Here is a 15288-nt window from a genome sequence, read left to right on the forward strand (position 1 = left end):
TCTGAAAAACAATGAAAAAATCTCTTATTTTGCTGTGTGCGGCCCTGACTGCCGCATGCGCGGGCGGTCCGCAGGACGGGCCGACGCTCTCCGGACTGAACCGGAGCGATTTCCAAAGCGAGGCGGACGGAAAGAAAACCGACCTCTTCGTCCTGAAGAATGACAACGGCATGGAGGTGTGCGTCACCAACTTCGGCGGACGCATCGTGTCGGTGATGGTTCCCGGCCGCGACGGCGTGATGCGCGATGTCGTGCTCGGATTCGACAAGGTCGCCGACTATCAGACGGTTCCGAGCGATTTCGGGGCCACGATCGGCCGCTATGCGAACCGCATCGCCCAGGGGCGGATCACGCTGGACGGCACCGAATACCAGCTGCCGCAGAACAACTACGGCCATTGCCTGCACGGAGGCCCCCGGGGATTCCAGTACCGGGTTTTCGACGCCGTGCAGAAGAGCGACCGCGAACTGGAGCTGACCTATGCGTCGAAGGACGGCGAAGAGGGTTTCCCGGGGAATTTCGAGTGCCGGGTGACCATGACGCTGACCGACGATAACGCCATCGACATCCGCTATGCCGCCGAGACGGACAAGACCACGGTCGTGAACATGACCAACCACTCCTATTTCAACCTCGACGGGGACCCCGCGAAGGACAATTCGGAATGGCTGCTGACGGTGAACGCCGACAGCTATACGCCGGTCGATTCGACCTTCATGACCACCGGCGAGATCGCCCCGGTGGAGGGCACTCCGATGGATTTCCGGACCCCGACGCCCGTCGGCGAACGCATCGACCGGGATTTCGAGCAGCTTCGCAACGGCCACGGCATCGACCACAACTGGGTGCTGAACACCCGGGGCGACATCGCCGAGGCGTGCGCTTCGCTGGAGTCGCCCGCCACGGGCATCCGGCTGGATGTCTACACCACCGAGCCCGGCATTCAGGTCTACTGCGGCAATTTCCTCGACGGAAGTGTCAAGGGGAAGAAGGGGGCCGTTTACGGATTCCGGTCGGCCGTCTGCCTGGAGACTCAGAAATATCCCGATACGCCGAACAAGCCCGAATGGCCTTCGGCCGTATTGCGTCCCGGGGAGAAGTACGAGAGCCGCTGCATCTATAAATTCTCGGTCGGCGAGTGATTCCGCTTCGGCGACCTTCCGGCTGCCGGTTCGCCGACCGCCTTATAATGAACGAGAGGAGGCCCGTCGGGCCTCCTCTCGTTTCGTTTTCCGGCCATTGCTGCAAATTTTCGGTGGGCATCCGAATGATTCCGAAAGGAGCCGCGTCGGCGAAGCCCGTGACGCCTCCCGCCGGAAAACTCCCGCAGGCAGTACGGACGCCCCGCAGCATTGGGGAACTCCGGGGTGCGTTTATCGAAAAGCAGGCTGCCTGCCTTTCGCCCGTCCGGTGTATGCCGTCGCTTCCTTCCGGGGAGCGATCGGACGGTGTCGCCGGCCGCACCGGCCTCTGCACCGGGGCTGAGTGCGATGCCTGCGAGGTGATTTCTGTCGCTTTAACTGCATCTGTGGAAAAAGGCCGTCCGCTTTCGGCGGATACGGCCTTTACGAATGTATTCTCGTTCAATGCGGGCTGTTCTGCCGTTATCGTGCATCGGGAGACGGCTCCCCATGCCGATTCCGTACCCATCCCCGCAGAAAAACTACTCCCGAACGGGGCGCACCGTTAATCCGTTGTGGCGGACCGAGGGATACAACAATTCAAAGCCATCCGGACCGTAGTTCATGCTTAACCCACTGTCGCGCGAATACCCTACAGCTGCCCAATAGAACCCGAAGCGGCCGATGCCGGAGTAGGAAGAGTTTAACATGCTCATCCCCGGAATGAAGATCACACCGCCCGAGGTGTCGTAGTTGCCGATACCCGTCATCTTGTTGCAATACACCGTCCAACCGTAATTGAGGCCGACATCATTGGAAGACGTATAAGGCGAATTGAATTGGGAGCCGAAGTAAGAGTCCCCCTCAGAGGGCTCCTTAGTAGTCAGGCCGCTATACGTGAATCCCGTGAAGGCATCCGGAGGCGGCAAATGATAGCCGACGGGCGAAGGATCGTAGATGGTCTTGACCACCTCTTTGTCGTAGGCTGTAGTTTCAATATTATCGGCACTCCAATAATTGTAATAAGAGGTAGAACACCAATCCCAAGGGTAATTGGGGCCGCGATCATAGCATACGTGCGGATTCTGGATGGCCGTGCCGATCGAGACTTTGCCCGTGCCCGACTTGTCGAATGCATAACCGCTGTCGGAATAACAGCTTTTAGGGTCAGGGGGCCAGGAAGTTGTGAGAATACCGCCCAGCATCGGGTCCTTACGTCCGAACTGGAAATAGGAACAGTTGCCGCACTCTTTCGTCTCACCTGCATCCTGGGCGATCGTTATGATCTGTGTGGCTCCGGTTTTGGTCTGTTTGAAACGCACCTTGACGCTGCGGGCGTCGTAAGTCGTGATTCCGCCGTCGCACCAACCGATATTGACACCCATGAAGGTGTATTTCAGTCCCCGATTGCTCGTCACGACCTTGTCGCGCTGCATCTCTGCCGGATTGTAATGCGGTGTCACGGTCGGCGGAAGACCGGGGACGAAGTCCGTCACCCAGATATGCCAGCTCCACATGATGCGGTTGCTCGCGTCGCGCACGGCCACGATGGCGTTGCCCTGCCTGATCGTCGAACTCCCCACCTCGAAGGTCAGGCTATGTCCGTCGGGTGCGAGTGCGACGTTCGTCACCAGGTCCGGCTCGTCCTGCCATACGAGGATGGCATTGTTCGGCGTACAATCCGCATTGTTGTAGATGTACGGGTCGGTGATAGGCGCATCGAGGTGATTTACGAAGGTCTTCAATACGTACGTTCCGCTGGCCTGCGAGGTATAGGCCGAAGCGTTCGTACTGCCGTTCTTGACAGCATTGCCATAGACCAGCGGGAGGGAGTATTTTCCGGGGGCGTTGATGACATAGCAGTTGGCCGTATTCATCGCCGTCGTCCCGCCCTTTGTCGAGAGGTCGTAGATACCCGACACGGGCTCTGCTTTCCGCAATGTCTCGTTATGCGGGTTGGAGGTAACGGCTGTCTGGGCCGCGACCGCAGCCGAAAACGACGAATCCGATATACTGCCGGAGCCGCTCGCGGTGAAAGCGGTAAGCCAGTCGGGCTGGGGGATCACATTGTAACCGCCCGCACCGTCGTCTTCGACGAACTCGGCAGTCCATGCCATCGACACGTTTCGCGGGGCCTCGCCCGGACGGGAAACAGTGGCATAGCTGCTGACCGTGTAATTTTGGGCGCCTCCGGTATAGGGGGAAGCAGGAGGAGGCGTCACGGAGAAAGTCGGAGTTATGGAGATACTCGAGGTGGAAATCCGGTAAGTGACGGTCTTGCCTATCGGCCACAGGCTGCCTGCGATAGAGGCAGTTAAGGTCCGTTGTGTCGAAGTCAGATTGTCCGTATAGACGACCTCATCGAGGCGCCCGGCGGCAACGTCTGGGGCAGCATCATGAAGGTCCTCGCGACGGGCGTGATCTCCTGATCGGCAGACCCGTCCACATCCGCCATAGGTCTCTGCGAAAAGGTTGCCGTAGCGCCGTAATCGCCCCACGAATCGGCCCCCATCGTATACGAGCCCGAGCCGTAGACGCCTTTGAGCGTGATTTTCAGAATGCGTCCGGCCAGCATATCATCGCCCGTGGTGAAGCGTATGGCCGTGAGCGCGTGGGCGAAAGTCAACGGAGCGGCCGCAGCGGTATTACCGGCTATTCCGGAGGTGGCGGCGACGAGCAGATCCCGCTGGGCGCCGACGCTTTTCGGGACCGTATAGGCAATCGTCGGAGTGCCGGCCTTCGTCGCGCTCGAAAGGGAAATACCCGTCCCGTTATAGGGTGCGTAGGCGAAGAAGCGGATATTGCGCCCGCTGCCCGGCCAATGGTAAGAGGTCGTCCACGACGATGCCTTCGTCACCTCGACGTTGTACATATAATCCGGCAGACACGAGGTTTCGCTCCACGAGCCCGTATAAACCGAAGCCAAGACGCCGAACGAGTCGTAGAAATTGGCCGTCTCGATGGGTGTGGCACGGGTCTGCGACCGGTCGGTTTGGGCATTCGGCTGCGGTGCGGCGATTCCGTCGGCGACCGAGGCGTGCAGGAACAGAGTGTCGGCGGGAGTTTCGCCCTGCAACGTAAAAACGGCGGCAGACTCTTTCGTTTGCAGACTGTCTTCGGCGGTCCGGCTCTGCGATCGGGTGCGGGAAGAATTCGCTTCGGTGACCTCGAAGCGCAGATATCCGCCCCGGAGAGCGCCCTCCGCTGCCGGATCTTTCGAGCAGGCGGCGAACAGAAATGCCGCCGCAATCGCACCTGCAATTCGTACATGACCCGGTAAAAGTAAAGATTCCATTGTTTTCATACATATTGCATTTTCAGTTCGGATCGGCATCGCCGAAGTCGGAGCGTGACGCTCCCTGAGCGATCGGGAGGGGACAGAGTCCGATCTTTCGTCGTCCTCCCCGCGCACCTGCCGTACATAACCTACTAAATACACGACGGTTCTCTGCGGTTCAACCCCTCCCGATCCGGTTGTCCGGCTGCACGTCAGCCGGAAGATTTCTTACATGTTCAGATTCTGCGGAGCATCCACCCAGGGAGTCACCGTAACCGTGAACTTAATGGGGTCGCCCAGGATGGGTTCACCCGGCTCGAACGGATCCGGATCGGTGGGGTCGGGCTTTTCGGGATCGACCCGACCGGCGCCGTTCGAGAAGTCCAGCGTATAAACGTACTTCTGACCGGCTACCCAATTCGTTCCGACGGGCACGGCCACCCAGCCGTACTCGCCGACGGAAGCGTCCGGATAGATACGGGCGCCGCTCGCGGTCGTGATGTTGACCTTCACCGCGATATACGCACCTTTTTTCGTGTTGGTCTTGTCCGAATCGGGCGTCCATGCAGTCAGCTGCTGCGGGATCAGCATGGCGTTATTGCCGTCCGTCGCCATGATCGAAGCGGCCGTAGCGTTCAGGGTTTTCGCCGAAGTATAAGTCACCTCGTAGTTGCTCTTCGTCGTTCCGAGCGTCCACGCCGATGTTCCGAAATCGAACGTCGTCGCTTGGGAAACAGGCTGTCCTATACGCACGCCCTGTACTTTGTAGACGTAGCCTTGATTCGCATTCTTGGCTTTGATCTCGATTTGCGCGAGGCGGTGTGCGAACGTCAGGGCTACGCCCGTCGATTCGTTGGCCTTGCTGCCCGTAGCCGACGCGGTGATGAAATCCTTCTGGCTGGCGATCGCCGCAGCAGGGCTGAAATTGGTCATCGTTTTGCTCGCAGAGGTAATCGAGATGGTAGCGCCCAGATCCGTGGCTGAAGGCGAATAGGCGAAGAAGGAGAGATTGCTGCCGTCGTTGGGCCAATAGTAGGCAGGATTGGAGGTGAAGTAAGAGCCCGTTTTCGTGAACGCCTGATCGGTGAAGAAATTGGAGTTGCCGGCATTGATGGCGGTCACCAAAAAGTTCGTGATATTGGCTGTCGTCGTCTCTGTCGCGCGGGTCTCCATCGCAACGCGGAAGTCGATGGCCTGGCCGTTGTTGACCTCCGTCGATTCGTCCTTCGAGCAGGAGGTGATGGTCAGAACTGCCGCAGTCATTAAAAGAATTTGTTTTTTCATAATTGAACAGTTAAATAATAAGTAAGAAGTTAAACATTGAATTGTTTCATGCGAATCATCTTTCTCCCGAAAAGAGAGAAACCGTCACATTTCTATATCTATCGGTACTTCCTGCCACTCTTCGACCGTGGGCTGGAAACCGCCGCCGTTGACGATGGGTTTCGGCAGCGGCAGCCCGTCCAAAACGATATGTACGTCGCGTTGATTCGGGGCCGAATGAATCTGATCCGTCACGTCGTAGGTGTAGTACCACCGGCTCTGGTCGGCCAGAACCGCATAGACGGTCAGCTGGTGTCTGTTCCGCACCGACGGACAATGCCCGAATGCGAGCAGCTGCCCCGTAATGAGGTGTTGCTCGGGAGAAAAAGTTGCATCGAAAGGTATCGTGACGCATTCTTCCGTCGTTTCCGCCTTGCCGGCTAACAGACCGCCCGCAAGACTCGAGATGGACCCGCTGATCCCTGAAACGTATTTCAGATTCTCGGCGTTATGGATCTCGACCGTATAGCGGCTGACCGATACTTCCGGATAAAGCGTGATCGTCTGCGTCGCGGAGGTTGCTTTCAGTTCGATACCCTCCGCATGATCGCTCCAGAGCATGTCCGGAGACAGTACCACCCGTTCGCTTTCCGTACCTGCGGCACGGGGCGCTCCAGACGAACGCACGCCCAGGGCGGCGAGGTCCGACAGCAGGGCCGTGGTTCGTGTCGTCACCTCGAAACCATTTTTCGTCTCCGTATTTCGATAGCTGATGTTTTCCGTGTCACTGTTCAGGCACAAAGCGTCGTAACGTCCGGCAGGAACCCGGATTGCACCGCCGTTTCTGTCCGTAAATTCATAGCGCAAAACCTCTCCTCCGTCGGTCGGAAACAGATAGCATGACATGGATTTCGGAGCGGCGTTCGGGGCATTGCGCCAGTCGAAAACCACATTTACAATGCCTGTGTGCGCGTGATCGTAGCAAAGATTCTTATGTTCGCAGGATGTCGTGCTTAATATACATGCCGCCGCTATCGTGTAGAATATATTTTTCATCGTTTACCTCCTTTCTTTGCGTTATAGTTCCCGCGGCCGAGCAGCCATACCAGCGATATTTCCGCTTTGGTCGGTCCGAACCAGTGGCGTTGCCGGGTTTCGGTCCACACATAATGACTCTCCTTGGGAAGATATTTCTGGTATTCCCCTCCCCAATAGCCTACGCCGACGCTGAAATCGAGGTTCAAACGACGTCCGACAGGTAATGAATAACCGTACTCCAGACTCGCGGCATAGTTCATCTTGTCCCAGAGCGTACCGCCCGGTTTGCCGCCCATGTATCCTCGGCCGCCCGTTTCGAAGTCGTAGGTGAACAACTGGCCGCAGAGCCCCAGATGGTGCCCCGTAAGGGGTTTTTCCGCAGCGCGGCGACCGAAATACTTGCGAACTGACAGGTCGCCTCCGTAGATCCGCCAATAGTTGTGCTGCCGGTTGCTGTTCCACCATGCGTACATCCAGTTGATGCCGACGGACCATCCCCGGCCCGCGTAGAACTCGGCGCCGATATTCGGAACGAGCGCCGCGTCGTATAGCAGATTGGTTTTGAGTGCCATATAGAAAGGTGTGCGCGAAGTGCTTCCGGCAACCCCGGAGCCGACCGGATATGCACTGTCCAGGATCACTGTGTCGCGCACGGCATCCCCGACCGTATCCGTGCCGCCTTCCGTGGGAGTTGCCTCGTCCGAGCCCGTTGCGACGATGGGAGAATCCGGAGCCGGCGTCTGCTGCGCCACGGGTTCCGGTAGGGGTGTGATCCGATAAACGACACGAACGTCCGAACCGCGCAATTTCGGAAAGAAATGCTCGTACATATACTGCCACGCCCGGCCTCCGTGCAACATTCCCAACCGACGTTTACGTCCATCGACAACGACCCCGTTCCGAACAATCCATTCCGGAGTGTTGCGTAAAATATTCAATACCTCATCTCTGTACGGCATGTCCGAAGTATCGACCAGATCGGTCAGTCCCTCCCAGTTCACCCCGTGCGCAACGATCTCGAACAATGAATCCGGAAGGTCGGTCGAACGGTGCAGTAAAATCGGCGAGCCGGAACGCTCTTCTTTCGGATAACCGACTGTTGCAGTCGGAACTGCCTTCCGGCGAACTGAAAGCCATGATACGAACCGAATGAACTCGACGCATCGTATCACGGCGCAACTCGGCGACCTGCTGGAAAAAGGTGTCGAGGCGCCGGCCGTTGTCACGGAACGACGGCTCCAGAGTCGAATGTCCCTGTCGGAAATACACTGTTACGCCGACCGTATCTGTGGAAGGATTTTGGGCCGAAAGCGTTCCCCCGAATAGAACCGGCAAGATTAATAAGAGGTAACTTTTCTTCATCAAAAAAACGTTTTCGTTCTTGCTAATTTCCTGTGTGTAAAATTAAGAAGTCCGTATCGCATGGGATTTGCGATACGGACTGAAAAATCTAACGGTGTATATGTATTATATACTGATTGTCAGGGCTGTAAAAATATGTTTCATGCAGATTTCTAACACCGGACTAACAGCTAACCGAGGAGGGCGAGAAAAAGCTCTTTGTGCGGTGCTTCCGAGGTGCGAATGCGGGATTTCAACCGCGACTTCCTGGCATAGACGTTGGCGACGCTATCGTGCATGAAGAGGCTGATGACTTGCGGGGAGAATCCTCCGAAAATATAACACAGCAAACGGACATCCGCATCTTTCATTTGCGGAAAGTCGTCCCGCAATTTCCGGACCGCATCGTCATGGACTATATTCACGACCCGCTCCAGCGTGAGCAGCATTTCTCCGTTTTCCGAAAAGTCGTCGATGAGTTTTCGCACCAACCGGACCAGCTGCGCTTGTTCCGAAACGGAATGTTCGCGTTCATACAAGGTTCGGCCGATCTGTTCCACGATGTCGAACCGGGAGGCGAGCTCTTTCCTTAACAACGCATCCTGTTCGTGATTCCGTTCCAGAAGGGCGGAAAGATTCCGATATTCGGATTGCATCTCTCGAACAAGCAGCATATAGCGTTCGTTTTTCGCCTGATGCAGGTGTATCCGCTGCCGGATTATATATCCCGCAATTCCGAGCAGCGACAGCGCGGCGGCGACGATCGTGATTTCCCATGTCCGGCGATTTTGAAGCCGATAATCGTAGAAAGCGGATCGTTCCCGGAAATACTCCTTTTCAATCATCCCGGCAGACCCTTGCAGGGACGAACGGGTCAACGAATCGCTGTAATAGATGAATTTGTTGATATTCCACGTCGCTTCTTGGTAACGTCCTGCCGATATGTCGGCCTTATAAGCCGTATAGAGCAACATCGGAAGGTCCTCGCTGTTCGCAATTCTTTCGGCGCGTTCGATGTAGTGGCGGGCGCTGTCGGGACAGTTGCGGAGCAGCTGTATTTGGGACCGTGTGCGAAAACCCGTGACGGTCGTATCCCGGTGAACGGATTGCTCGATTCTCCGTAACATCTCTTCTGGCAAAGAACCCTTGTCGGACAGAGCGTACAGAGCCGCCAGATAACCGAGACTTTTCTGTGCTAATTGTTCGTAGTGCGCTTCGTCCGACAATTCGAGAGCCAGCCTGCAATTACGGCGCGTCTGCTCGAAGTCGTGCATACGCAGACCGCAAGCCGTCATGCCGAGCAATGCTTCGATCCGATGGCGCATGTCTCCCGAACGCAGGAACAGTTCGCGGGCCTCCCGATAATAACGGTAGGCCCTTACGAAATTCAACTCGCCCCGGTAAACGTCTCCGATGGATAAATAGAGCATTCCCCGGTCTCTGGGATTGTCGAGGCTGTCGTTGTTTTCCTCGGCTTCCAGGAACAAGCGCAGAGCTCCGGGTTTGTCGCCTTGGCGCAATTTGCTATGGGCCATGTAATAGAGCGTGCGGCAACGGTTTTGCATCTCTTGCGGGTGCTTACGGTAATATCGCCAGGCTATCCGAAGCAGGGAATCCGTATTTTCATTGAGTTGCGCACGTTCCGCGGCATCGATGTACAGCAGGGCGTATCGGGCCCGCATCGCCTGGTTGCCGAGCGATTTTGCCGGAATGTCTTTCAGCAGGCGCATGGCGCTGTCCGGAGCAACGGCGAGGGCCTTTTCGACCTGCACAAAGGTATTCGCTACTCGATTCCGGTTCATGCAGCCCCCGAACAGCATAGTCGAGACAAGCAGTACACAGATACATCGTTTCATATTAGATATGGCAATTTGCTTCGAAGATAATCAGTCAAACACATCTATGCAAATAAATGCTGATCTATTCGAGTTCTAAACCAAACTTTCTTCACAACGCCGGAAATGGCGGCATCGGCAGCAAGAGTGCTTTTTGGGGCCGGCATTAAAACGAGACACAACGATCTGTCGGTTGCTTGTCGGGGACGTACAATGAAGTGGGGCGGGCCACGCTGGTCGAGATAGAGGTCTCTCTCATTTTGACGCTTACGTGCTGTTTGGGTCATTAGACAACCGGGGAACACCATCGACCGCGATCGATTTGACGAAGAACTTGGTTATGGCACGGGCGGAGAGTAACAATCTGACTATTGACGACCGCTTTCGGCCCTTGGCAGATGTTGCCCGGCAAGCTATCCGGCTGTGAAGTGTCGGAAATGCACGAAGAGACATAGTCCGGAAAGAGTTGTATTGCCGTATTGTTACCTCGATTTCTTTCCGGATTCTGCATGACCCTGAAAACAGATGCACGGATAACTAAAAGAAAATATATGAAAAATATCTAACCTGCTAACAGGTAGATTCGTGTTGTAATGTGTTTGTATTCAGGGTGTTTAGTTATTTGCCCACACAAAATTTCGAAAAGATGTTTTGAAGGACTTCGTCGGGGACGATGGCGCCGCGGGCGGTGATGGAACCGAGAGCGTGGATGACCTGGCGGATCTCTTCGCTCAACAAGTCGGCGGGAAGCCCGTTGCCCAAGCCGTCGAGAGCCCGGTCGAGAGCCTCGCGGGCCGTCGTGAGGGCTTCGTAATGGCGGCTGTTCGAAACGACCGGATCGCCGTGGTAGAGTGCGTCGGTATCGACTGCCCGGCGCAGGGCTTCGCACAGCCGGTCGAGACCCGTGCCCTGTTTCGCCGAGATGCCGATGATGTTTTCGGGAAGCGTCAGCAACGCGGGAGCCCGGTCGATTTTGTTTGCGACGGTCAGGAGCTTCTGATCGGGACGGAGCGCGAAATCGGGCTCGGGAACCGCGGCTGCGAGGGCCGAAGCGTCAATCAGGTGGATGACGAGCTGCGCCCGCCGGATGCTCTCCATCGTGCGTTCGATGCCCATGCGTTCCAGGCGGTCGTCGGTCGAGCGGATGCCCGCCGTGTCGAGGAACCGGAAAAGGATGCCGCCGATGTTGGCCCGCTCCTCGATCACGTCGCGCGTCGTGCCGGCGATTTCCGAGACCATCGCGCGTTCCTCGTTGAGCAGGCGGTTCAGCAGCGTCGATTTTCCTACGTTCGGGGCTCCGGCGATCGCCACGGCAACACCTTCTTTGATGGCGTTGCCCAGCGAAAACGAACTGCGCAGGCGGTCGATTTCGGCTCCGATGCGCTGCATCGTCTCGCGTAGTGCCGTCCGGTCGGCGAACTCCACGTCCTCCTCCGAAAAGTCCAGTTCCAGTTCCAGCAGCGAGGTGAGGTTCAGGAGTTTGTCGCGCAGGCGTTCCAGCTCGTCGGAATACCCGCCGCGCATCTGCGTCGAGGCCAGCGCATGCGCCGCGCGCGACGAGGCGGCGATGGTGTCGGCCACGGCTTCGGCCTGCGAAAGATCGAGCTTCCCGGCCAGATAGGCCCGTATGGTGAACTCCCCGGGCTGGGCCATGCGTCCGCCCGCGGCGGTCAGCAGACGGAGGATTTCCGATACGATGTAGGACGATCCGTGACACGAGATTTCGACCGAATCCTCGCCCGTGTAGGAGTGCGGCGCACGGAACACCGCGGCCAGCACGTCGTCCACGATGCGGTCGCCGTCCATGATCTCTCCGTAGTGCACCGTGTATCCATCGGCTTCGGCGAGCGGCTTCCGGCCCCGGAACATCCGGTCGCAGAGGGCGAAAGCCTCCCGGCCGCTCACGCGGACGACTGCGATGGCCCCTCCTGCGGCGGTTGCGGGGGCGACGATGGTATCGTGATCGGGAATCATGCCGTTATCTGCCTTCGATGCGGAGCCGTTGCCCGATACGGAGTTTGTGGGCGCTTTTGAGGTTGTTCCAGCGCATGATCTGCGTCGTGGTCACCCGGTAGCGCCGGGCTATGGCGCCCAGCGTGTCGCCCTTCTTGACCACATAGACCGAGCCGCTGCGCTCCTGGCGCTTCTTGTCGAGGTTCGCCGGATTGATGTACTCTTTGAGGTACATCGAGTCTTTGGCGTGAATCTCGGGTTCGTGGGCGATGTACTGCATGACGTAGCGCTGCGGCAGGACCAGCGTGTAGGGCTTGGTCGTCGCCGGGATGATGTCGAGCTTGTACTGGGGATTGAGCTGGCGCAGGGTTTCGACCGGCAGGTCGATCGTCGAGGAGATCTGTTCGAAGTGCATCAGCCGGTTCACCCGGATCGTGTCCACCGAAAGCGGAATCGGCGCCTCGGTGGGTTCGATGCCGTGTTGGCGATGATAGGCATAGGCGTACGACGCCCCGATGAAGGCCGGCACATAGCCGCGCGTCTCGCGGGGCAGGTAGTCGTAAATCTCCCAGAAATTCTTGCCTCCCGAACGGGCGATGGCCTTGTTGACGTTGCCCGGGCCGCAGTTGTAGGCGGCGATGGCCAGCGACCAGTCGTTGTAGATGGCGTAGAGGTCTTTCAGATAGCGGCAGGCGGCCTGCGTGGCGCGGTAGGGGTCGCGGCGTTCATCGACCAGCGAGTTGACTTCCAGTCCGTAGCTCTTTCCGGTCGTGGGCATGAACTGCCACAGCCCGACGGCGCCCATCGGCGATACGGCCGTGGGGGAGAGTGCCGACTCGATGACCGGCAGGGCGCGCAGTTCGACGGGCAGCCCTTCGCGGAGCAGCTCCTCTTCGATGATCGGGAAATAGTACTGCGACATGCCGAGGATGCGGCTGATCGTGCTGTAGCGCGAGCCGGTGTAGCGGTTGATGTAGCCTTTTACGATGCTGTTGTAGGGGAACTGGATCGGCGATGCGAGGTCCAGCAGCCGCCGGGCGTAGACCGAATCGGGGGTGGTGTCCGCTACTACGGTGGAGTCTTCGAGAATGTATTGCTTGAAAAATTCGCTGTATGCGTCCTGACGCTGGCGTTCGCGCCACACGGCCAGCAGCGAGTCGGTCTGTTCGGGGGTGAAATCCAGCGTCATGTCGCTGACGGGCGGTTCTTCGGCGGATTCGGGTGCTGGGCCGAGGTCGGGTTCCGGTTCCGGGCAGACGGTTTTTTCCGCCGGTGCGGGTGCCGGTGCGGGGACTTCGGTTTCGGCCTTTTGCTTGTCGCGGCGTTTCTTGCGGGGGCTGCGGTCGAGCGCCGACGCCTCGGCGGCGACGGCCAAAAACAGCGCTATGGTCAGGAATTTCTTCATCGTCTAAAATTTGAGGCCCAGGTTGAAGCCGAACACCGGGCGGTTGCCCCCGAGCGTGGGGACATAGGTGTAGTCGATCAGCGGCTCGATGTTCATCGAGAGGTCGTCCGATACGTCGTAGTCCTTCAGGTGGGCATCGACATGGGCATCGACGATCTGCAAGACATACAGCGCGCCCGAAATGATGATGCAGAGGTCGCGGTTGCGCCGGTAGTTGTTCCGCAGGTTGCGGATGAACGACGCCGAATAGCGTCCGTGGAATTCGTCCGTCGGGCCGTCGGGATATTTGTCCGGATTGTGCTCGTAGTCGCTCAGCAGGTTGTAGGCTTTCTTGAAGCGCTGGTAGCCGCGGTTGTTCCAGTCGATGCAGTAGATCATCGAGGCGAATCCGCCCACGACGAACGGCACCTTCCAGTAGCTTCTGTTATAGATCTGTCCCGCACCGGGGAAGATGCAGGCCAGCGTGGTGGCCTTCTTGACATCCGACACGTCGTTGGTCTTGTAGCTCACGGCCGCGTCGCCGATGAAATAGATGTACGAGGCGATCGTGATTCCGAGATAGGCTTGCCTCCGGGTGTTGCTGCGGATCATCTGCGATTGCAGGGCGTCGAGCTCCGGGGTGCGCGAGAGACTCACGTCCGTATAGGCTTCGTACTGCCGTTTGAGCGGTTTGTAGGTCTTGTTTTCGTGGATGTAGAGCCCCAGTCCGGTTCCCACCAGTCCGTAGAGGATCGGCAGTTTCCAGTATTGCTTGTTGTAGATCTGTCCGTAGCCGGGCAGCACGGTCGAGAGCCAGCACACCTTCGAAAGCGACATCGAGTCGCTCATCAGCCACCCTTTCTTGAAGACGCGGGTTTTGGGCGTGGTGTCGATGCCCAGCCGGGCGACTTCGAAACGGGCCAGCGCCAGCGAATCGAGATAGCGGCGGTCGTCGGTCCGCAGGGCCGAAACGGCCGCGGAGTCGGCGAGGTAGCCGGCCGTGGCGACCGAATCGTAGTGGAGGATGATCCTCGCCAGCTCCGCCGAGTCGCGTTTGGGACGGAGCGAATCCGGTTTTTCGAGCAGGCCGCCCCGTACGATGGTGCGCGCGCCGCGGTGGAGCTGGGCGCCGGCAGGCAGCCACAGCACGAGAGTTGCGGCGAGCAGCAGCAGTCTGGCCCGGATTCGTGTCATGCGGTGTGTCAGGAGCGTTTGGCGAACCGTTCGATGAAGCGTTCGATGTCCTTGTCGTCGTCGAAGCCGATGACGATCTTGCCGCCGCCGTTCTTGGCGCGTTTGATCGAGATCTCCTGCGAGAAGAATTTCTCCAGCTGCTCGACCAGCCGCAGGTAGCTGTCGGGATACTCCTCGTCCTCGGCCGGCTGTGCCGCGGCGGCCGGGGCCTCCGCGAGCGAACGGGACAGCTCTTCGGCCTGACGCACCGAAAGCCCCTTCTTGATGCACTTCTTCAACGCGCGCAGCTGCTGGTCGGCGGGCGCTCCGGCGATGGCCTTGGCGTGCCCCATCGAGATCAGCCCCTCTTTGAGGGCGAGCTGCACCTCGTCGGGGAGTTTCAGCAGACGCAGGTAGTTCGACACCGACGAACGCTTCTTGCCCACCTTCTCCGAAAGTGCGTCCTGCGTGAGGTGGCACTCGTCGATCAGGCGCTGCATGCCCAGCGCGATTTCGATGGCGTTGAGGTCTTGGCGCTGGATGTTCTCCACGAGGGCCATGGCGTGCAGGTTCTCGTCGTCCACCTCGCGGATGTAGGCCGGGAGGGTCGTCAGATCGGCGCGCTGCGCGGCCCGCCAGCGGCGTTCGCCGCTGATGATGATGTATTTGCCGTTGTCGGCCTTCTTCACCGTCACGGGCTGGATGACGCCCAGCTGGCGGATCGAGTCGGCCAACTCGTCGAGGGCCTCCTCGTCGAACTGCGTGCGCGGCTGCGTGGGGTTGGGGATGATGTCGGCGATTTCGATCTCGGCCATCCGGCTCATCGGTTTGAGCTTGGCATCGACCGGATCGCTGCCGAAAATGGCGTCGAGGCCGCGTCCTAATCCTTTTTGTTTCATGTCG

The 15288-nt window shown here is 58.4% G+C and carries 10 protein-coding genes and 1 pseudogene; 1 reads left to right on the forward strand and 10 read right to left on the reverse strand.

The window, feature by feature from the left end; genetic code table 11:
* Positions 1-11: 11 nt before the first annotated feature.
* Complete coding sequence (locus tag WMO46_RS04175) at positions 12-1142, forward strand: aldose epimerase family protein (RefSeq protein WP_195497620.1); 1131 nt, start codon at positions 12-14, stop codon at positions 1140-1142.
* Positions 1143-1663: 521 nt separating this feature from the next.
* On the opposite strand, the gene WMO46_RS04180 is transcribed toward WMO46_RS04175, so the two are convergent.
* The 10 genes and pseudogenes from WMO46_RS04180 to WMO46_RS04225 form a co-directional block, all read right to left on the reverse strand.
* The gene (locus WMO46_RS04180; protein ID WP_349093872.1) at positions 1664-3238 is read right to left on the reverse strand and encodes a hypothetical protein; all 1575 of its coding nucleotides are present in this window, start codon (positions 3236-3238) and stop codon (positions 1664-1666) included.
* A 218-nt stretch (positions 3239-3456) separates the two neighbouring features.
* Positions 3457-4425, reverse strand: a complete 969-nt coding sequence (locus WMO46_RS04185) for a fimbrillin family protein (RefSeq protein ID WP_349093873.1) — start codon at positions 4423-4425, stop codon at positions 3457-3459.
* Between the two features lie 201 nt (positions 4426-4626).
* Positions 4627-5661, reverse strand: a complete 1035-nt coding sequence (locus WMO46_RS04190) for a fimbrillin family protein (RefSeq protein ID WP_349093874.1) — start codon at positions 5659-5661, stop codon at positions 4627-4629.
* Between the two features lie 105 nt (positions 5662-5766).
* Positions 5767-6717, reverse strand: a complete 951-nt coding sequence (locus WMO46_RS04195) for a DUF5119 domain-containing protein (RefSeq protein ID WP_349093875.1) — start codon at positions 6715-6717, stop codon at positions 5767-5769.
* Positions 6714-7529: pseudogene (locus WMO46_RS15620) on the reverse strand (DUF3575 domain-containing protein); the annotation flags it as partial. The gene WMO46_RS04195 and the pseudogene WMO46_RS15620, both read right to left, overlap by 4 nt.
* A 702-nt stretch (positions 7530-8231) precedes the next feature.
* Positions 8232-9896, reverse strand: a complete 1665-nt coding sequence (locus WMO46_RS04205) for an ATP-binding protein (protein ID WP_349093876.1) — start codon at positions 9894-9896, stop codon at positions 8232-8234.
* Positions 9897-10493: 597 nt separating this feature from the next.
* Complete coding sequence (mnmE, locus tag WMO46_RS04210) at positions 10494-11849, reverse strand: tRNA uridine-5-carboxymethylaminomethyl(34) synthesis GTPase MnmE (RefSeq protein WP_349093877.1); 1356 nt, start codon at positions 11847-11849, stop codon at positions 10494-10496.
* A 4-nt stretch (positions 11850-11853) separates the two neighbouring features.
* Positions 11854-13233 carry a lytic transglycosylase domain-containing protein gene (locus tag WMO46_RS04215; protein WP_349093878.1) on the reverse strand — a complete coding sequence of 460 codons (1380 nt, stop codon included), beginning with the start codon at positions 13231-13233 and terminating at the stop codon, positions 11854-11856.
* Positions 13234-13236: 3 nt separating this feature from the next.
* On the reverse strand, positions 13237-14406 hold the full coding sequence (locus WMO46_RS04220) for a DUF5683 domain-containing protein (RefSeq protein ID WP_129651594.1): 1170 nt from the start codon (positions 14404-14406) through the stop codon (positions 13237-13239).
* 8 nt (positions 14407-14414) lie between these two features.
* Positions 14415-15284: a ParB/RepB/Spo0J family partition protein gene (locus tag WMO46_RS04225; protein ID WP_019151340.1), complete on the reverse strand. Its 870-nt coding sequence runs from the start codon at positions 15282-15284 to the stop codon at positions 14415-14417.
* Positions 15285-15288: the final 4 nt, after the last annotated feature.

It is taken from the genome of Alistipes intestinihominis (genome assembly GCF_040095975.1).
In the GTDB taxonomy this organism is placed as follows: Bacteria; Bacteroidota; Bacteroidia; order Bacteroidales; family Rikenellaceae; genus Alistipes; species Alistipes senegalensis.

Excerpts from the sequence above, each read along its gene's own strand:
- WMO46_RS04180 (WP_349093872.1), bottom strand. The coding sequence starts at position 3,238 with ATGGCATGGACTGCCGAGTTCGTCGAAGACGACGGTGCGGGCGGTTAC.
- WMO46_RS04190 (WP_349093874.1), bottom strand. The coding sequence starts at position 5,661 with ATGACTGCGGCAGTTCTGACCATCACCTCCTGCTCGAAGGACGAATCG.
- WMO46_RS04195 (WP_349093875.1), bottom strand. The coding sequence starts at position 6,717 with ATGAAAAATATATTCTACACGATAGCGGCGGCATGTATATTAAGCACG.
- WMO46_RS04205 (WP_349093876.1), bottom strand. The coding sequence starts at position 9,896 with ATGAAACGATGTATCTGTGTACTGCTTGTCTCGACTATGCTGTTCGGG.
- WMO46_RS04225 (WP_019151340.1), bottom strand. The coding sequence starts at position 15,284 with ATGAAACAAAAAGGATTAGGACGCGGCCTCGACGCCATTTTCGGCAGC.
- WMO46_RS04185 (WP_349093873.1), bottom strand. The coding sequence starts at position 4,425 with ATGAAAACAATGGAATCTTTACTTTTACCGGGTCATGTACGAATTGCA.
- WMO46_RS04175 (WP_195497620.1), top strand. The coding sequence starts at position 12 with ATGAAAAAATCTCTTATTTTGCTGTGTGCGGCCCTGACTGCCGCATGC.
- WMO46_RS04220 (WP_129651594.1), bottom strand. The coding sequence starts at position 14,406 with ATGACACGAATCCGGGCCAGACTGCTGCTGCTCGCCGCAACTCTCGTG.
- mnmE (WP_349093877.1), bottom strand. The coding sequence starts at position 11,849 with ATGATTCCCGATCACGATACCATCGTCGCCCCCGCAACCGCCGCAGGA.
- WMO46_RS04215 (WP_349093878.1), bottom strand. The coding sequence starts at position 13,233 with ATGAAGAAATTCCTGACCATAGCGCTGTTTTTGGCCGTCGCCGCCGAG.